General features: G+C 61.0%; 13 protein-coding genes. 2 read left to right on the top strand and 11 right to left on the bottom strand.

Annotation, left to right across the window (positions count from 1 at the left end):
• Positions 1 to 92: 92 nt before the first annotated feature.
• From purD to prmA, 6 genes are all read right to left on the bottom strand, one after another.
• Complete coding sequence (gene purD, locus HU806_RS07600; protein ID WP_186610805.1) at positions 93 to 1,388, bottom strand: phosphoribosylamine--glycine ligase; 1,296 nt, start codon at positions 1,386 to 1,388, stop codon at positions 93 to 95.
• Positions 1,389 to 1,557: 169 nt separating this feature from the next.
• Positions 1,558 to 3,165: a bifunctional phosphoribosylaminoimidazolecarboxamide formyltransferase/IMP cyclohydrolase gene (purH, locus tag HU806_RS07605; protein WP_186610806.1), complete on the bottom strand. Its 1,608-nt coding sequence runs from the start codon at positions 3,163 to 3,165 to the stop codon at positions 1,558 to 1,560.
• Between the two features lie 83 nt (positions 3,166 to 3,248).
• Positions 3,249 to 3,569, bottom strand: a complete 321-nt coding sequence (gene fis / locus HU806_RS07610; protein WP_186610807.1) for a DNA-binding transcriptional regulator Fis — start codon at positions 3,567 to 3,569, stop codon at positions 3,249 to 3,251.
• Positions 3,566 to 4,573, bottom strand: a complete 1,008-nt coding sequence (gene dusB, locus HU806_RS07615) for a tRNA dihydrouridine synthase DusB (RefSeq protein WP_186610808.1) — start codon at positions 4,571 to 4,573, stop codon at positions 3,566 to 3,568. The genes fis and dusB overlap by 4 nt, the downstream gene beginning before the upstream one ends.
• A gap of 185 nt (positions 4,574 to 4,758) precedes the next feature.
• A complete protein-coding gene (locus HU806_RS07620) occupies positions 4,759 to 5,982 on the bottom strand; it encodes a DUF3426 domain-containing protein (protein ID WP_186610809.1) in 1,224 nt (407 codons plus the stop codon).
• A gap of 30 nt (positions 5,983 to 6,012) precedes the next feature.
• The gene (prmA, locus tag HU806_RS07625) at positions 6,013 to 6,891 is read right to left on the bottom strand and encodes a 50S ribosomal protein L11 methyltransferase (RefSeq protein ID WP_186610810.1); all 879 of its coding nucleotides are present in this window, start codon (positions 6,889 to 6,891) and stop codon (positions 6,013 to 6,015) included.
• A gap of 360 nt (positions 6,892 to 7,251) precedes the next feature.
• Between prmA and HU806_RS07630 the strand changes: the two genes are divergently transcribed.
• Positions 7,252 to 11,061, top strand: a complete 3,810-nt coding sequence (locus HU806_RS07630) for a dermonecrotic toxin domain-containing protein (RefSeq protein WP_238350134.1) — start codon at positions 7,252 to 7,254, stop codon at positions 11,059 to 11,061.
• Positions 11,062 to 11,147: 86 nt separating this feature from the next.
• On the opposite strand, the gene accC is transcribed toward HU806_RS07630, so the two are convergent.
• The 5 genes from accC to HU806_RS07655 all read right to left on the bottom strand — a co-directional run bounded on the left by accC (position 11,148) and on the right by HU806_RS07655 (position 17,613).
• Positions 11,148 to 12,503: an acetyl-CoA carboxylase biotin carboxylase subunit gene (gene accC, locus HU806_RS07635; RefSeq protein WP_018605713.1), complete on the bottom strand. Its 1,356-nt coding sequence runs from the start codon at positions 12,501 to 12,503 to the stop codon at positions 11,148 to 11,150.
• Positions 12,504 to 12,520: 17 nt separating this feature from the next.
• The gene (gene accB / locus HU806_RS07640) at positions 12,521 to 12,985 is read right to left on the bottom strand and encodes an acetyl-CoA carboxylase biotin carboxyl carrier protein (RefSeq protein WP_053118072.1); all 465 of its coding nucleotides are present in this window, start codon (positions 12,983 to 12,985) and stop codon (positions 12,521 to 12,523) included.
• Positions 12,986 to 13,033: 48 nt separating this feature from the next.
• Positions 13,034 to 13,486: a type II 3-dehydroquinate dehydratase gene (gene aroQ, locus HU806_RS07645; protein ID WP_018605716.1), complete on the bottom strand. Its 453-nt coding sequence runs from the start codon at positions 13,484 to 13,486 to the stop codon at positions 13,034 to 13,036.
• Positions 13,487 to 13,943: 457 nt separating this feature from the next.
• Positions 13,944 to 15,890: a methyl-accepting chemotaxis protein gene (locus HU806_RS07650; protein ID WP_186610812.1), complete on the bottom strand. Its 1,947-nt coding sequence runs from the start codon at positions 15,888 to 15,890 to the stop codon at positions 13,944 to 13,946.
• A gap of 52 nt (positions 15,891 to 15,942) precedes the next feature.
• Positions 15,943 to 17,613 (bottom strand): response regulator, encoded by a 1,671-nt coding sequence (locus tag HU806_RS07655; protein ID WP_186610813.1) that lies wholly within the window; start codon positions 17,611 to 17,613, stop codon positions 15,943 to 15,945.
• Between the two features lie 418 nt (positions 17,614 to 18,031).
• On the opposite strand from HU806_RS07655, the gene HU806_RS07660 reads away from it, so the two are divergent.
• Positions 18,032 to 19,099, top strand: a complete 1,068-nt coding sequence (locus HU806_RS07660) for a DUF2333 family protein (RefSeq protein WP_186610814.1) — start codon at positions 18,032 to 18,034, stop codon at positions 19,097 to 19,099.
• The last annotated feature ends 3 nt before the right edge of the window (positions 19,100 to 19,102 follow it).

A 19,102-nucleotide genomic window follows, 5' to 3' on the forward strand; every position in this document is an offset into this window, starting at 1 on the left:
ATCCCTTCGTAGTTGATGCCAGATGATAACTATGCGCGGCGCCCGGTCAGCCAGGCAAGGGCCATGAGCCCTTGTCTGGCTGAATGGCCGGGTTATTCCAGGTTTTCGCCACGCTCGCGGGCAATGGCACGGTAGCCAATGTCCTTACGGTAGAAACAGCCTTCCCAATCAATTTGCGCGGCAAGCTTGTAGGCTTGCTGCTGTGCGGCGTCGACACTGGCGCCCATTGCCGTGGCGCACAATACGCGACCACCGGCGGTAACCACTTGGTCGTCCTTCAATGCCGTGCCAGCGTGGAACACCTTGCCTTCCAACTGGGCCGCGCCTTCCAGGCCCTTGATAACGCTACCCTTGGCGTAATCGCCGGGGTAACCACCGGCTGCCAGTACAACGCCAACACTCGGACGTGGGTCCCACTGGGCTTCGACTTTGTCCAGCGCCTGGGCCAGGGCGGCTTCCACCAGCAACACCAGGCTCGATTGCAGGCGCAGCATGACCGGCTGGGTCTCAGGATCGCCGAAACGGCAGTTGAATTCGATGACTTTTGGGTTACCAGCCTTGTCGATCATCAGGCCAGCATAGAGGAAACCGGTATAGACATTGCCTTCCTCGGCCATGCCGCGCACGGTTGGCCAGATCACCAGGTCCATTACGCGCTGATGAACGTCGGCGGTGACCACCGGCGCGGGAGAGTAGGCGCCCATGCCGCCGGTGTTCGGACCGCTGTCGCCGTCGCCGACACGTTTATGGTCCTGGCTGGTGGCCATCGGCAAGACATTCTTGCCGTCGACCATGACGATGAAACTGGCCTCCTCGCCGTCGAGGAACTCTTCGATCACGACGCGTGAACCGGCGTCACCGAAGGCATTGCCGGCGAGCATGTCGCGCACTGCGTCTTCGGCCTCGACCAGGGTCATGGCAACGATCACGCCTTTGCCGGCGGCCAGGCCATCGGCCTTGATCACGATCGGTGCGCCTTTTTCACGCAGGTACGCCAGCGCTGGTTCGATTTCGGTGAAGTTCTGGTAGTCGGCAGTCGGAATCTTGTGGCGTGCCAGGAAGTCCTTGGTGAAGGCCTTGGAGCCTTCCAGCTGCGCGGCGCCGGCAGTTGGGCCGAAGCAGTCCAGGCCGCGGGAGCGGAACAGGTCGACTACGCCGGCGACCAGCGGTACTTCCGGGCCGACGATGGTCAGCGAAACGTTCTTCTCGGCGAAGTCAGCCAGTTGTTCCAGGGCCAATACGTCGATGGCAACGTTTTCGCACTTGGCTTCGATGGCGGTGCCAGCATTGCCTGGCGCCACGAAAACCTTCTGCACGCGGGGATCCTGAGCCACTTTCCAGGCCAGGGCGTGTTCACGGCCACCGCTGCCAATGATCAAAATGTTCAAAGAAAGACTCCTTCGGAGAAGCTGCAAGCTACAAGCTGCAAGTCAGAGCGGGTATGCGCGATTCTAACTTGCAGCTTATGGCTTTGAATGAGTGAGTTTGCAAAGGCAAGCAGAGCGCCACAGGCCTGCTCTTAACTTGCCGCTTGCAGCTTGAAGCTTACCGCTGCCCTCAATGCCTGAAATGGCGCATGCCGGTGAATACCATCGCGATGCCGGCCTCGTCGGCCGCGGCAATCACTTCTGCGTCACGCATCGAGCCGCCCGGCTGGATCACTGCGGTAATGCCGACCTTGGCCGCATTGTCGATACCGTCGCGGAACGGGAAGAACGCATCGGAGGCCATGACCGCGCCCTGTACCTGCAAGCCGGCGTGTTCAGCCTTGATCGCGGCGATGCGGGCCGAGTTCACGCGGCTCATCTGGCCGGCGCCGACGCCGATGGTCTGGCGGTTCTTGGCGTAGACGATGGCGTTGGATTTAACGTACTTGGCGACTTTCCAGGCAAAGATCAGGTCATTGATTTCCTGTTCGCTCGGGGCGCGCTGGGTCACCACTTTCAAGTCTTCGCTGCCGATCATGCCGATGTCGCGGCTCTGGACCAGCAAGCCGCCATTGACGCGCTTGTAGTCCCAGGCTGGCGCACGGTCAGCCGACCATTGGCCGCAAGCCAGCAGGCGAACGTTGGCTTTGGCGGCAACAATGGCGCGGGCCTCTTCGCTGACCGAAGGGGCGATGATCACTTCGACGAACTGACGCTCGACGATGGCCTTGGCGGTCTCGGCGTCCAGTTCACGGTTGAAGGCGATGATGCCGCCGAAGGCCGACTCGGTGTCGGTGGCGTAGGCCAGTTCGTAGGCCTGGCGGATGCCGCCCTCGGCGTCCGGGCTGACCGCGACGCCGCACGGGTTGGCGTGCTTGACGATCACGCAGGCTGGCTTGACGAAGCTCTTGACGCATTCCAGCGCGGCGTCGGTGTCGGCCACGTTGTTGAACGACAGCTCCTTGCCTTGCAACTGGGTGGCCGTGGCGATGCCGACTTCGGCAGGCTTGGCTTCCACGTAGAACGCCGCGCTCTGGTGCGGGTTCTCGCCGTAGCGCATTTCCTGGGCCTTGACGAACTGGGTATTGAAGGTGCGCGGGAATTCGCTGCGGCCTTCGGTCGACAGGGTTTCAGCGGCCTGGTTCACGGTGCCCATGTAGTTGGCGATCATGCCGTCGTAGGCGGCGGTGTGTTCGAAGGCCTTGAGCATCAGGTCGAAACGCTGGGCGTAGGTCAGGCCACCGGCCTTGAGGTTCTCCAGCACACTGGCGTAGTCGCTGGCGTTGACCACGATGGCCACGTCTTTGTGATTCTTGGCCGCCGAGCGGACCATGGTCGGGCCGCCGATGTCGATGTTCTCGATGGCGGTCGGCAGGTCGCAGCCGGGCTTGTTGATGGTGGCTTCGAACGGGTAGAGGTTGACCGCTACCAGGTCGATCGGCTTGATGCCGTGCTCGTTCATGATGGCGTCATCGATGCCGCGACGACCGAGGATCCCACCATGGATTTTCGGGTGCAGGGTCTTGACGCGACCGTCCATCATTTCCGCGAAACCGGTGTAGTCCGCGACTTCCGCTGCTGCGACGCCGTTGTCCTGCAGCAACTTGAAGGTCCCGCCGGTAGAGAGGATCTCTACGCCCAACTGTTGCAGCTCGCGGGCGAATTCGAGGATCCCGGTCTTGTCGGAGACGCTGATCAAGGCGCGGCGGATCGGCAGGCGGGTGGTCTGGTCGGTCATTTCAAGTTCCATCAAAAGCAAGGGAAGTCAGCAAAAAAGGCGACCGTTTTTTACGCGGGCGCCTTTCTGGTTTGATTGAATGCTTACAGCAGATCGTACTGCTTGAGTTTCTTGCGCAGGGTGCCGCGGTTCAGGCCCAGCAGCTCACTGGCCTTGGTCTGGTTGCCCTTGACGTAGTTCATCACGCTTTCGAGCAGCGGCGCCTCGACTTCGGAAAGCACCAGGTTGTACACATCCGTGACGGCAGCGCCCTCAAGGTGGGCGAAATAATTGTGCAGCGCCTTCTCGACGCTCCCGCGAAGGGTCTGGCCTTCTTCGCTGGGCGTGTTGAGGTGCTGTTTCAAATTCACGTTGTCGCTCACGGGTGCTATTCCACTCACTAAAGTCTCGGTCATCATCGTCATGCGGCCACCCCTTCGTCCCCTGTCAGGCTCTTGTAACGTTCGGCGAAAAACGCCTGAACGTCGGCGCATTGTGCTTGCGTACCATCCAAACGATTGAAACGGGCGCGAAACTCCCTGGCGCCCGGCAGGGTTGCGAGATACCAGCCCACATGCTTGCGAGCGATGCGTACGCCCATGACTTCTCCATAGAAGGCATGCAGCGCGGCCAGATGCTCTAGCAGAATACGTTCCACCTCGGACAACATCGGCGCAGCGAGTTTTTCGCCGGTTCGCAGGTAGTGTTCGATTTCACGAAAAATCCATGGCCGCCCCTGGGCAGCCCGGCCAATCAACAGGCCATCGGCACCGGTCGCGTCCAGCACGTACCGGGCCTTCTCGGGCGAGTCGATGTCGCCATTGGCAAAGACCGGGATGGACACCGCCTGCTTGATCGCGGCAATGGTGTCGTACTCGGCTTCGCCGGTGTACAGGTCAGCACGGGTGCGGCCATGGACCGCCAACGCTGTGATACCGGCCTGTTCGGCGATCTTCGCCACTGTCAGGCCGTTCTTGTTCTCCCGGTCCCACCCGGTGCGGATCTTCAGGGTCACCGGCACATCGACCGCGGCGACAACCGCCTGCAGGATCTCGGTGACCAGCGCTTCATCCTTCAACAGCGCCGAGCCAGCAGCCTTGTTGCAAACCTTCTTCGCCGGACAGCCCATGTTGACGTCGATGATCTGCGCCCCCAGTTCGACGTTGGCCCGGGCTGCCTCCGCCAGCATCTGCGCGTCGCCACCGGCGATCTGTACCGAGCGGGGCTCGGGATCGCCTTCATGGATCATGCGCAGCCGCGATTTGCGGGTGTTCCACAAGCTCATGTCGCTGGTCACCATTTCCGAGACCACAAGGCCCGCACCCAATCGTTTGCACAACTGACGAAAGGGCTGGTCGGTGACGCCCGCCATGGGGGCGAGAACCAGACCGTTCTGCAATGTATATGGGCCGATGCGTACCGCCGACATAGGACTTCCCTGAAGTGGGGCCGGATCATGAGACTTCGAAAAAGGGTTGGCATGATACCCGCTCTCGATGACTGGATAAAGGTCGAATTGGATAAAATCTGAACAGCTATTTTGTTATCGCCAGCGGTTTGGTCTGGGTCAGGCGAGTCAGAAAGCTGTCGTCAATCGGCCGGCCCTGGTGGGCTTCATTCGGGTGAATGGAAGCTCAGGCTGTAGTTCACCGCTTTTGGGCCCGGGTCCAGGATATCCAACGCAATATGAATAGGCGTCTGCGGCGGCATTTCGCCGCGGCCCTCGAGATCGCCGCCCAGGTACTCGCCTGGCTTGAAGCGACGGCTGGCGATCAGGTGACCATTGAGGTCGGCAAAACGCAGCTCCAGCAGTGGGAAGGGCTGGGAGAAGGGCGCGCGGTTGTAGATGATCGCGTCCACCACCAGGGCACCGCTGAATTCCGGATGGCTGCGCACCACCAGGTTGCTGCTTTTGATCTTGGCAATATCGACCTTGGACGGCACGTCGCAGCCAATCGCCGGACAGACTTGCAAGAACCAGGGGCGGTATTGGTCCTGGCGAGCCAGTTCTTCGAAATGGTACGCGATGTACTGACCGCCTAAAGCTGCAGCGGCGAGCAGTATCAACAGGCCCCAGAGCAGGCGACGGCCCCAGGGCGTACGGCGCTTGCGCCAGTCCAATTGCAGCGGGTCGTCGTCCAGGTCGTGGAGGGCTTCGGCGCGTATCCCCGGTTCCTGGCGTTCCCGTGACTTGCGCAGCGGCGCCGCTTGTTCGGGTTCGTCGTCGAGACCATCAGTGGCGGACAGGCGTTCGAGGTGTTCGTGGGGTTCGTCGTCCGGCGTGAGGCTCAGCGGGGCGACAGGCTCGTCGTCCGGTTCCAGCGGTTCGAGCGCCAGCGACAAGGATGGTTCGGTCCGCGGCGGTCGCGCGGGTTCATGGGGCTCGAACGGCTCGAGGGGCGGCTGGATGGCGGCTTCGGCGCGTTCGGCGGGGGACTCGCTGTAGAGGCTGTCGGACCAGGGCTCCTGCTCGCTCGAAAGATGTTCGCGCTGGGCGCTCAGGTTGTCTTCACGACGCCGGCCAAAGGTGTCTGGTGCTCGCTTGTCACGCCGTTCCAGGCGAGCCAGTTCCTTATCCAGGTCATCGAGGTCCAGCTCGGCGGCCGTCCATTGTTTCTGGCTGATGGCGCGCGGGGCTTCGACGGCAGGCTTGACGGGCGAAGCCGGCGGCGCGGCGATGTCCTTGACAGCGCGTTGCTCCAGCAGTTGCCGGGCGGCATTGAACACTTGCAAGCACGAGCCGCAACGAACCACTCCGCGTGCCACGCTTAATTGACCATGGCTGACGCGGAAACTGGTGTGGCAATGCGGGCATTGAGTGACGAAGCTGTCGGTCATGCGGCAATCCGGTTGATACAGGCAGCCATTCTAGCGCCGACGTCCGCTGATGCGCACCCAGCCATCGCGATTGGCAATCGGGTCCAGCTCGAAGTCCGCAGCATAAGCGGTGGCGACTTCTTCACCTTGTTCGGCGAGGATACCTGACAGCGCGAGGCGTCCGCCTGGCTTGACCAGGCTCGACAGTTGCGGCGCCAGGGACACCAGCGGGCCGGCGAGGATATTGGCCACCAGTACGTCGGCCTGGACCTGTGGCAAGTCCTGTGGCAAGTACAGCGGGAACAGCGCTTCGGGGATGTTGTTGCGCCCGGCGTTGTCGCGGGAGGCTTCCAGGGCCTGGACATCGATGTCGGTGCCGACCGCTTCCTTGGCGCCCAGCAGTAGCGCGGCAATCGCCAGGATCCCCGAGCCGCAGCCGAAGTCGAGCACGTTGCAGCCCTTGAGGTCCTGGCCGTCGAGCCATTCCAGGCACAGCGCGGTCGTCGGGTGGGTGCCGGTGCCGAACGCCAGGCCCGGGTCCAGCAGCAAGTTCACCGCATCCGGTTCTGGCGCGGCATGCCAGCTCGGGACGATCCACAGGCGCTGGCCGAAACGCATCGGCTGGAAGTTGTCCATCCAGCTGCGTTCCCAGTCCTGGTCTTCGATCACTTCGCTGTGATGTTCGGGCAATGGGCTGCCCGTCAGCAGCTCCAGGTGAGCGAGCACGCTCTCAGCCTCGGTACCGCCCTCGAACAACGCCAGCAGGTGGGTATGGGACCACAGCGGCGTGGTATTGAGCTCCGGCTCGAAAATGGGCTGGTCTTCGGCGTCCATGAAGGTCACCGATACCGCGCCCACTTCAAGGAAGGCGTCTTCGTAGGTTTCGGCTTGTTCCGGGCTGATGGCCAGGCGTACTTGCAGCCAAGGCATGGCGGGCACCTTTGAAAATATCCACGGGGGGCAGCGCGGGGCTGCAAAGGCGCGCAGTGTACGCCAGGTCGCTATCAAAGTGGATAAGCGCGTCCTGGACAGCCCGGACGGGTGTTTCGATATACATATGTATGACATCGGCGTGTCGCAGTGCGGATAAGGTGCTGGTCCACAAAACAGGGAGGAATGTGTATGGACAACATTGCCGAGTGGCAACGAAACAGGGATGACGCGGGGCCGCTGTCTTCTTCGCAGGAGGTCACCACCCAAGCGGTTCTGGAAAAACTGGCGCGTTGGCAAGCGGCTATCGACGCCCGGATGCAAGCGCAGATGACCTTGATGGAGATACTGGAGGAGTACTTGCTGGTCGAGCTGCGCACCCATTTCTACCAAGGCAACATCGACCCGCACTTCGTCGGCACCCTGCTCGACACGGCGCTGCGACGGCTGGTTCATCAAGCCCCCGAGGCTTACGACGAGCACCAGGATGCGCCTTATCGCTGGCCCGACGGGCCGGATCTGGGATTTGCCGCGGAGCGCCGGGATGCCATCGCCCAAGCGCTGGAAGGAACAGTCTCGGCCTTCATCAACCACTACAAGGATTATCTGGGGCGCCACTGGAAGGTGCTTGGGAATGATGCCCAGCTCGGCACCATCGTCCAGGAAAAGCTCGACGAGCACATGGCCGCGATCGATGCGCTTTTCCAGCCAGACCAACTGATCGGGCTGGATATGGAAGAATTGCGCGGGAAAATTGAAGAGCTTCAAGACGCCTGGCGTCGCATGGGTCAATTGACCGCGCTCGCAACCAAACAGGAGCGACGGGAACTGGCGGGGCTGGCACGTCTACAGTTGCCGGATTGGCTGCGGGGGCTGGGTGACGCCGACCTTAATTGGCTAAAGGCTCTGCATGAACACGCCTTGCAAGCGCAGGCACTGGTCGATGAGCTGCTCGACGGCTTGAGCTCGCTGAAGAGTTTCGCCCGACATTTAGCCAAGGACTACGTCAGGCGCGAGCTCGACATGGAAGTCGAGCCGGACAACATTCGCGTGCAGTTGCGGTGGCGAACGGTAATGGGGCAGCCAACACGAACCTATCGCTTGAGTGATTTGATGGCGACGGGGCCGATCCGGCCGGACGCCGTGTCGGTGTTTCTGGTGGAAAACGGCGCCATGCTCCGCAACCAGCCCCTGTCACCCCAATTCCTGGCCCAATTACTGGCGAACGTGGATGCCCCCGCTGAATATCTGTCTGCGCTGTCGAGCCGATATGACGGCGCTGACCTTCAGGACGCCATGCTCGATTGGTTCATGGCGAGATTGCGTCACAGTGCCTTTGTCGCTCGGTGCACCGGACATATCACGGTGGTGAACCACGAGGATCTGAATCTTTTGTGGGAGGGTGAGCTCCCCGTGCAAACCGCCGGTAGATTGCATGTTTCCAATGTCGAACTGCCCGAAGCATTCAAATGTGCTGAGCTGCTGTTGTTTTTCCGCCAGGACGCGCGGGGGGTAATCAGTGGAATACTGCTCTACGCCCCCGGAAAGCCCGATGGCCAGGAATGGATTTCGTTGCCTTCGCTTCGGGCCGTGAGCGCGGAGATAGGGCTCTGGACTGCCAGCGAAGCCGGTCGCCAATATCTGCTGCAGCAGCTCGCGCCGAATGATCGTGACAGGGCCCGGGAATATTTTCTCCGCGTGAAGGAGATGCCGACATCCTGGGATTTGAGCAAGGATCCCAGAGGAACGCTGAGAGGTTTCAGGGCCTGCCTTGAGCGCGCTGTCCTGACGGGGGTGGCCCATAACCTGATGCAGGTCGAAATGAGCGAGTCGCCTCGTTGGTACGCGGCTTTGTCGCTTGAGTCACGGCGCAGCATCAGTGGCTTGTGGCAGGAATTGCTGCTCCATCAACAGCTATTCCACGAGCAGCTCATGGGTTATGAAGTCTTCGTGGACTTCGCCAAACGTAGCGTCACGCAAGCGATTGCGCCCTACATGCGCAGCAAAGGTGTGCAAGAGCCGGTGGATCCTGCGACTGTTCTTATCGACTACCAGCCGGGACTGGCAGGCGAATGGAGGGTTGCCAGCCTGCTGGAGCTTGCCATCCACGGGTATGACGACAATTCGGGCATCGATAACCCCATAAAAGGCGTGCGCTCCTCCGTTGGCCAGGATCTCGGACAGGTTCGCAGCGCTGACCTGGCGCTTTATATTCGAAGGGCCTACCTGGGCGAACAATACGCCAGGTACGTTCGCGGCAGATTCCTGGATGCCAATGTCCCGCAGTACTCGAAGCGCCGCGATGCCTGCCGCTACATGCTGTTGGCCAAGATCGACCGCGACCTGCGTATCGCCTACGGTCAGTCTGCGTTGAGCTCCGACGAATTTCGCTGGCTTACCCGGCAGGTCACGCTGCTGGGCGACAGAGAAGCTGCTGGCAGCTCCCTTTATTCCGCAACGGCCGTAATGCGCGAAGGCGTGCTCAAATTTACCGTGGGTGGGCACGTGGTGTCGGGCGTCTATGTCTTCGCCTATTTCGACCCGAAGGGATTCTATTGGCTGTATACGCCCGATGCTCCGGATGGCGTTCTGTTTCGCAACTACCTGGGGTTCTCCGGACGCATCGCGGCGCAATTGCATGACTACGTCCTGGAGCGGGTGGCGCTGAGTGCCCGCGCTTCGGTCGGGCGTTCGTTGCAGGCACTGGCGCGCGGGACCTTGCGCGTCGATACGTTGCGTGAATTCAATCGGGTGGTCGATATCGGCGCAGAGTTCGATGCCTACATCGAGCGAGCTGTCACCGACGTGGAGGATGTCACCACCAGTCGTGTCGAGGTGATCAAGAATCAGGTTATCAAAGGACTGCTCTTTGCGGCGGCGCCCATCTGCATGGTCTACCCACCCTTTGCCCTGTTGCTGGATATAGCCTTTGTCGGCATCAGTACCCGGCAGGCGATCGAGGCGCAAGTGCGGGGCAATACCCAGGAGGCCATCGAAGACTGGCTGGCTGCGTCTTGGGGATCCCTGTTCGCCGTGCTCGGGGCGGCCAGCATGGTTGCACTGCTCGGGCGGTCGACGATGAACTTGAAGCTTGCGCTGAGGCCGCTATCGCTATCGGCGCAACGCTTGAGTGGCGCCTCGGCATCGGCCGCAGCGAAGGAAACCGGCCCGTTGCTCCGGGCCATTCGCTTGAAGTCGAAGCAGGCGGCCAGGGTTGCGCCTGAGTCGTTGCAACAAGTGACAGACGAGGGCGTTTTTTACGGCACCTACCGAAGCCCACCCAGCGCATCGCAGCCGCGAAGTACTTATTACATCCGCAGTCGGGGCCGTTATTTCCAGGTGAGGGAAGATGCTTATTTTGGCGGCTTGTGCCTGGTGGATGCCAGCCGTCCCGGTGCGTTATATAACGTGCCCATCCGCAGGCTGGCGGATGGCAAATGGGTACACAACTCCGTTGGCCTGAGGGGCGGCAATGACGGGGTTCGCAATCTGGGTCGCGTGGGGGATCTAAGGGAGGGGTTTCCCGGACACGTCTTCCCTGACGTAACAAGGGGGGCGATGCAGGGCGAGGCAGTGGTGGCGAGGTTCAGCGAGGCGATCACGGATCACTATCTGTTTTCCCTGAACGCGCAGACGTGTGTGGTCGCTTCCATGTACAACCCAATCACCAAGACAGGAGCGGTCATTCATTTTGATCACAACATTCGCAAGCTTATCGAACGCGGTACCAAGGCGGTCATGTCGCGCCTGGGAGGATCAGCGAAGGATATTCGGGTGACCCTGGTAGGTGGGGACTGGCTCACGGGCGCGGACATTGGTGAACCCGTCAGGCAGGTGATGAGGCGCCAGGGTCTTCAGCCAACCTGGGATTACTGGTCGTATTCTTCCTGCTTCGGTAATACCTACGGCGTTTCGCTGGATTTGCGCAATGGCGTTACGACGGTATTCAAGACGTCTCAGAGTCAGGTCGAGCGCTACTACATTCCGGTACTGGCGAGGGCGAAAAACGGCTCCGACCCTGTGTCGATGCGTGCACGCAAATTCATGACGCGCTATCGCAGCGAGCCGCTGGTAGCCAATGCCAATGGTGCTGTTCGTACCCGCGAAGGCAGGCCGGCGACGGCGGCGCAACTTGCGTTGAACGAGTTCACCATGGTTGTGCTGGGCTGATTCGATTCTGGCATCCGGAGAAAGACGCGCAAAAAAAGACCCCGGACCAAATGGACCGGGGTCTTTTTTCTACATCCCTTGGAGGATCAGTGCTGGTTGCCCAGCTTGTGCTCCAGGTAGTGGATGTTGACGCCGCCTTTGCAGAAACCTTCGTCACGTACGAGGTCGCGGTGCAGCGGGATGTTGGTCTTGATCCCGTCTACCACGATTTCGTCCAGCGCGTTGCGCATGCGCGCCATGGCTTCGTCACGGGTCGCCCCGTAGGTGATCAGCTTGCCGATCAACGAGTCGTAGTTCGGCGGAACCGCATAACCGCTGTACAGGTGCGAATCGACGCGAACGCCATTGCCGCCTGGGGCGTGGAAATGCTTGACCGTGCCTGGGCTCGGCATGAACGTTTTCGGGTCTTCGGCGTTGATCCGGCATTCCAGCGAATGACCGCGGATGACCACGTCATCCTGGGTAAACGACAGCTTGTTGCCGGCGGCGATGCTGAGCATCTCCTTGACGATGTCGATACCGGTGACCATTTCCGAAACCGGATGCTCCACCTGAACACGGGTGTTCATTTCGATGAAGTAGAAACGACCATTTTCGTAGAGGAACTCGAAAGTACCAGCACCACGGTAACCGATGTCGATGCACGCCTTGACGCAACGGGCCAGGACTTCCTCGCGGGCCTGTTCGTCGATGCCCGGTGCCGGTGCTTCTTCAAGCACCTTCTGATGACGACGTTGCAGCGAGCAATCGCGGTCGCCCAGATGGATCGCATGGCCTTGGCCGTCGGACAGTACCTGGACTTCGACGTGGCGTGGGTTGGTCAGGAATTTTTCCAGGTAGACCATCGGGTTGCCGAACGCCGCGCCTGCTTCGGAGCGGGTCAGTTTCGCCGAGGAAATCAGGTCTTCTTCCTTGTGGACCACGCGCATGCCGCGACCACCGCCGCCGCCAGCGGCCTTGATGATCACCGGATAACCGACTTCGCGACCGATGCGCAAAGCGGTTTCTTCGTCTTCCGGCAGCGGGCCGTCGGAGCCCGGAACGGTGGGTACGCCGGCAGCGATCATGGCGTGCTTGGCCGACACCTTGTCGCCCATCAGGCGGATGGTGTCGGCTTTCGGACCAATGAAGGCAAAACCGGAGTTTTCCACCTGTTCGGCGAAGTCGGCGTTTTCCGCGAGGAAACCGTAGCCTGGGTGAATGGCGGTGGCGCCGGTCACTTCGGCAGCGGCGATGATCGCCGGGATGTGCAGGTAGGAGTGCGCAGCCGACGCCGGACCGATGCAGACGGATTCGTCCGCCAGGCCCAGGTGCATCAGTTCTTTGTCGGCCTTGGAGTAAACGGCGACGGTCTTGATGCCCATCTCTTTGCAGGCACGCAGAATCCGCAGGGCGATCTCGCCGCGGTTAGCGATCAGGACTTTTTCCAACTTCGCAGTCATCAAAGGCTCTCCGCGGTTCAAACGATGGTGAACAGCGGTTGGTCGTACTCAACCGGCTGGCCGTCTTCAACGAGGATGGATTCGATCACACCGCTGGTTTCAGCTTCGATGTGGTTCATCATCTTCATGGCTTCGACGATGCACAGGGTGTCGCCTTTCTTCACGGTCTGGCCGACTTCAACGAAGGACGGCGAGGAGGGCGAAGACTTGCGATAGAACGTGCCCACCATCGGCGAACGAGCGACAGTGCCGTTGAGCGTTGGCGCGGCCGGTGCGGCTGGTGCTGCGGCGGCAACTGGCGCTGCTGCCGGAGCAGGGGCGGCGGCCGGAGCCTGCATCGGGGCCGGTGCATAGAACTGCTGGGCCGGGGTCTTGCTGTGGCGGCTGATGCGTACGGACTCTTCGCCTTCCTTGATCTCGAGCTCGTCGATGCCGGACTCTTCCAGCAATTCGATCAGTTTCTTAACTTTACGGATATCCATGAATCATCAACTCCCAAGGGTCGGTCAGGGGCGTTTAACGCTTGTTTTTCAAGCTGTTGCCTGTTTTTCAAGCTGCTCTAGGGCGGCCTCCAGGGCCAGTCGGTAACCGCTGGCGCCAAGGCCGCAGATCACTCCCACCGCTACATCGGAGAAGTAGGAGTGATGGCGGAAAGGTTCGCGTTTGTGCACGTTGGACAAATGCACTTCGATGAATGGGATGCTCACCGCCAGCAGCGCGTCACGTAATGCGACACTTGTGTGTGTAAAAGCTGCTGGATTGATCAAAATGAAGTCCACGCCTTCGCCACGCGCGGCATGGATGCGGTCGATCAATTCGTATTCGGCGTTGCTTTGCAGATACAGCAAATGATGGCCGGCATTGCGGGCCCGCTGTTCCAGGTCCTGGTTGATCTGGGCCAGTGTCACGGCGCCATAGACGCCCGGTTCACGGGTGCCAAGCAGGTTCAGGTTGGGTCCATGCAGGACCAAAAGGGTCGCCATCTGCTGTTCCTTGTTATCTGTGAGCAGGTGTCAGAACCCGGCGACTATGCCGCAAAGCCTTTATGACTGTCCAGTTCTCAGCAATAGCCAGCACGATGAGCGATGTTTGCGCGAAATATGTGACCGAGGTTTCTGATTCGGTCATGCGGTTGGAAGCCGAGCCTTGTAGGCGCGAGCCTGCTCGCGATGACGGCGGCACATCCGACATCGATGCAAGCTGACCCACCGCTATCGCGAGCAAGCTCCCTCCCACAGGCGATGGCGGTTGACGGTGAGTGTTCACCTTCTCTCGGAGTCGACCCTGTGGCGAGGGAGCTTGCTCCCGCTGGGCTGCGCAGCAGCCCCAAGACCATTCAACACGGTGTATCGGAAAAAAACAGTAGGCAGGTTCTACGACTGCTTCGCAGCCGAGCGGGAGCAAGCTCCCTCGCCACGTGATTCATACAGTTTCCAGGTGCTAAACCCGAAACGCCCGCACTGCCGTATGCAAACGCCCGCCCAGCACCAGGAGATGGTCGCCCTGTTCCCGCCCCTGGCCGATGCGCATCAGGTTATCCCCGCCCAGTTGATGTATGCGCTCGCTATGATCGCGGATCTCGCTGACGGCGCCGCTTTGCTGGGCCGTGACATCGGCGATGCGTACCGCCGTATCGGCGATGGTCTGGATGGCGCCGACGATTTCATCCAGCGCGCCGTCGGCTGCCTGTGCCTGGCTGGCGGTGGCTTCGGCGTGTTCGACCTGGGCGCGCATGCCGTCCACCGACTGTCGCGCCGCCAGTTGCAAGCGAGCGATCAGCGCCTGGATCTCGGCGGTTGCGCCCGCCGTGCGTTGGGCCAGGGAACGGACTTCCTCGGCCACCACCGCAAAGCCTCGACCCATTTCTCCGGCGCGGGCGGCTTCGATGGCCGCGTTGAGGGCCAGCAGGTTGGTCTGGTCGGCAATCGAGCGGATGACGGTCAGTACGCCGCCAATGGTCGCCGACTCCTCGGCCAGTTGTTCGATCATTTGCGCGTTGCCTTGCACTTCTCCGACCAGCCCGTGAAGGCCGGCGAGGCTCAGGCCAATGACTTTCTGGCCATGTTCCACCGCGTCTCCGGCACTGCGGCTGGCCGCTGCGGCCTGGCTGGCATCGCCGGCCACCTGCTGGATGGTCGCCTCGAGTTCGCTGAGGGAATCGCGGATCAATGCCGTGTCGCCGGCCTGGTATTGGGCGCCGCTGTGCAGTTCGCCGCTCAACTCCGCCAGGGTCCGGCTGCTGTTCGCTACTTGCTCGGCGTTCAGGCGAATGGTGCCCACCAGATCCACCAGATACGCGCGCAAGCGATTGAGGGACGCTTCGATATCGCGCAGCTCGCGGTTATTCGCGCCGACGTGGATGTCATTGCTGAAGTCGCCTTCGGCCCATGTCGACAGGGCTGGGGCCAGACGGGTCAGGGTACGGGCCAGGTGCCGTTGCAGGGTATCGATCAGAAGGGCGATCAAGAGGATCAACCCAATCATCACCCCTTGGATCAACCGCACTTCGCCCTGGATCTGCCCATGCAGTGCGCGCACCGCCGGCTCCATGGCATCGATTGCTTTTTGCACTTCTGCGGTCTTCAGGTGCGTGGCATTGCTCAGCTCGGCGCGTTTCTGGATCAGCTCGCGGGTGCGCGCCAGTTCTGCGGGATAGCGGCCGAGCAGGCTGTTGAGCTCACGCTTGAGCGCGATGCCGGCATCTTCGGCGGCGGTTTTTTCCTGGGTTTGCAGGCCCATCAGTGCGGCGAAGTCATCACTGCCCGATTCGCTGCTGGCGGTGACACCGAGCAACGGCAGGCTCTCCAGTAGCTGGGCTTGCGTGCGGATGCTTGCCAATTCTCGCTCGACATCGGCGGCCAGTTCGCTGCGGCCGCTGCTGACGAATTTATCCCGCGCGAGGGAAAGCCGGCCCAAGTGCTGCGAGGCGGCGAAGAGCGGTGGCAAATAAGCGGGTGCACCATTGGCGTACTGTGCGAGTTGATCCAGGCTGGCGCTCAGCTCACGTTCGGCCTGCAGCAACAAGGCCTGCGGGTCACCGGCCAATTTGCCGGCAGCCAACAGATCGGTCTTGCTGAAACCGTCGAGGTTCGACAGGCTCGGGCGCAGGGTATTGGCCAGCTCGGGAGGGAATTGATCCAGCTCTTTCTGCGAAGTTTCCAGGGCTTGAGTGGCCGCGCTGAGGCGCAGGGCGTCACCGCTGGCCAGATAATCCTCGATGTTGCGCGCCACTTCGCCCTGGAACTGCCGCGACAGGCCCAGGTAGCGCTCCATCAGCAGATAAGGACGCTCCAGGGCGATTTGCGACCACCAAAGCGTGGCGCCGAGGCCAAGGCACACGGCAACTAAAAGAAGGGTATTGAGATTGGTCAGCAGCTTCAGGCGCATCAAGGGTCTACCGGGGGCAGAATCGTAAGTGCCTGAAGTTATTGCGTTTACGTTACACGTTTATGACCGAATCGGTTGATTCCGATGAAAAGGTGGCACTTTGCTTTGATTGCCGCGCGCTTTGTACCCTGTTGCGCCCAGCGTGCTTGGCGCGGTACAGCGCTTCGTCCGCCTGGCTTGCCATCACCAGGCTGTCGGATTCGTCGCTCATTTCGACCACGCCGGCGCTGAAGGTGCACCACAGGTCTTGAGGTTGGGCCGGGTAATGGATCTCGGCAAAACGCTGGCGGATTTCATCCAGCACCTTGTAGGCGGCGTCGATGTCGGTGTCGGGCATGACGATCGCGAACTCTTCACCGCCGTACCGTCCGATGAAGTCCGTCTTGCGCAGTCGTTGCTTGAGAAACAGCGCCAGGCTCTTGATCACCCTGTCACCCATGGGATGGCCATGGCTGTCGTTGACCCGTTTGAAGTGGTCGATGTCCAGCATCGCAAAGCTCAGTGGCTTGCCTTCCCGACGAGCGCGGAAACTGCAGTCTTCGAGCAATTGCAGGATGTGGGTGTGGTTGTAGAGGCCGGTGAGGCTGTCGCGCACCATTCGCGCCTTGAGATTGCGGGCCCGGGCCGCGCGGTTGCGCACGGTGGTGATCAGGTGCCGGGGTTTGATCGGTTTGGTCAGGAAGTCGTCGCCGCCTTCGCTCATGGCGTCGAGCTGTTTGTCCAGGTCGTCTTCGGCGGACAAGTAAATGATCGGCACGCTGACGTAGCGGTCGTTGTGGCGGATTACCTTGGCCAACTCCGTGCCGGTGCAGGCGGGCATGTACATGTCGAGGATGATCAGGTCGGGCTGGAAATCCGCCAGTTCGGCCATGGCCTGGATCGGCTCGATCAAGGTCCGGGTGACGATCCCGGCGCTGTTGAGCAGGCGCTCGGTGTGCAGGGCCTGGGCCCGGGAGTCGTCGATGATCAGCACTTTATAGGGGTCGTATTGGGCGACACAGGTCAGCACCTCGATTTTCTCCAGCAGGCTCGAGGCTTCGAGCGTGCCGGTGAGAAACTCCTGGCCACCGGCGCGCACCGCCGCCAAGCGAGTTGGCGTATCTGTTTCGAGCAAGCTGAAAAATAACAGCGGAATGGCTTGGTCGAGTCCTTCCTGGGCTTGGGCTGCGAGCTTCAGGCCAACACCAGGGCCGTTGAAATCCACATCCATGACAATGGCCGCAGGCAGGCGCTCGATCATCGAGGCCTTGAACGTTGCGACGCTGTCCAGCGCCTGGGCACTGAGGCCGAAGAACTCCAACTGCCTGGCCAGCCGCTCGGCGCGGTCATGGTCTTGCAACGCCACATAGACGGGCTTGCGCAGCGGCGGCAGGAACGTTTGCTCGAGCTGGTCGCCGTGGCGCAGGCCAGTGCGGGACAGGCGTTGCATCAAGCGATTGATTTCGGTAATCAACTGGCTGCTCAGGCGGCCACGATTGGCGTCCACCGCTTGCAGCGACTGGCTGATATCTTGGGCAAGCTGGTAATGCTCAGGTTGTTCAAAGCGCTCGGCAAAACGCAGCAGACGCAGATTGGCTTCGCTGAGCTCAGAGAGGTCGGCGCTCGACCACTCGCTGCGTTGCAGGCGCTGCCATATCTCAAGGATCTGGCGAGCCTGATGAATTACCCGCTGGGCAAAGTGGTGCTTGAGGCGCTCACGGCTGGGGTCTTCTGACTCGGTCATATCCTGACTACTAGTTAGGGGGCATGCTGAGGTCGACTGGTGGCTCTATGCTAGCACCTCTTTTCCCTTACATGAGTGTCGTACGTCAATAATCTGCCAAGAGGGGTCATTCAGTTTCTGACCGAACAGTCTGGAATGCGCCGTACGGGGTAGGGGAAAGCCCCGGGAAACAAGGGGTTCAGTGCTTCTTCAAGGAGTATCTGCGCGGTACTTCGTGGTGCGATCCAATACAGGCTCAGGTTTCTATCGATGCTCTTTGCCTTGGATTGATGGCTTGCACGGTTAAGGGAATCCCTTATAAGCCTTTCGGCTTCGCGACAGTAAAACTCCGATAAGCCCAACGACGGATGCCGGCTGAGGCACGTTGATGTAAGGTTGTGGTCGAACCGTGAACTCAAGTGATTGAAGGGACATCGCCATGCTGGACTGGAAGAACCGCGCGGGCAGCGCGCCTGAACGCGCCGCCGAGCCGAAATCGGACACCCGCAGTTACCTGGGCGGGGTGTTTTTCAGCCGGGCACTGGCCACGCTCATCGGTCTTTATCTGCTGGTGACCATTGCGGTCGGCTGGTATTGGAGCCAGGAACCAGCGTTGTTCCCCGTGCAGCAGAACGCCCAGGCGGCGGCCGAGAAGGACGGCAGGCAAATGGTGGTCGGCTACACCACCGTTGAAACCCTCAAGACCGTGGCCGGCACTTTGTTGACCAAGCAGGGCGGTTACATTTCCAATGATCGTTTCCCGCCGGGCCTGTGGATGGACAACATGCCGAGCTGGGAATACGGCGTGCTGGTACAGGTACGCGACCTTAGCCGCGCGTTGCGTAAGGACTTCGCCCGTTCCCAGTCGCAATCTGCCGAAGACGCCGATCTCGCCAAGGCTGAGCCACGGTTCAACTTCGACAACCGTAGCTGGGTGCTGCCCTCCAGCGAGTCGGAATACCAGGAAGGCATCAATTCGTTGAGCCGCTATCAGGCGCGCCTGTCCGACCCGGCGCAAAAAAGCGCACTGTTCTACGCTCGCGCCGACAACCTCAACAACTGGCTGGGTGATGTCGGCACTCGCCTGGGGTCGTTGTCCCAGCGGCTGTCCGCCAGCGTCGGCCGGGTCAAGCTCAACACTGCGTTGAAAACCGAAGTCCCGGCGCCGGGTCAGGTGCCGCAGGTGGATGAGGAAGTGGTGGAAACGCCGTGGCTGCAAATCGATAACGTGTTCTATGAAGCCCGCGGTCAGGCTTGGGCGTTGTCGCATCTGTTGCGCGCCATCGAGGTTGACTTCGCCGATGTGCTGGCGAAGAAGAACGCCACGGTCAGCGTGCGGCAGATCATTCGCGAACTGGAAGCTTCGCAGGAACCGGTCTGGAGCCCAATGATCCTCAACGGCAGCGGCTTCGGTGTATTGGCGAACCACTCGCTGGTCATGGCCAACTATATTTCCCGCGCCAATGCGGCGGTGATCGACTTGCGACAGTTGCTGAACCAGGGCTGATCA

Source organism: Pseudomonas sp. SWRI154 (assembly GCF_014268645.1).
GTDB lineage: Bacteria > Pseudomonadota > Gammaproteobacteria > Pseudomonadales > Pseudomonadaceae > Aquipseudomonas > Aquipseudomonas marvdashtae.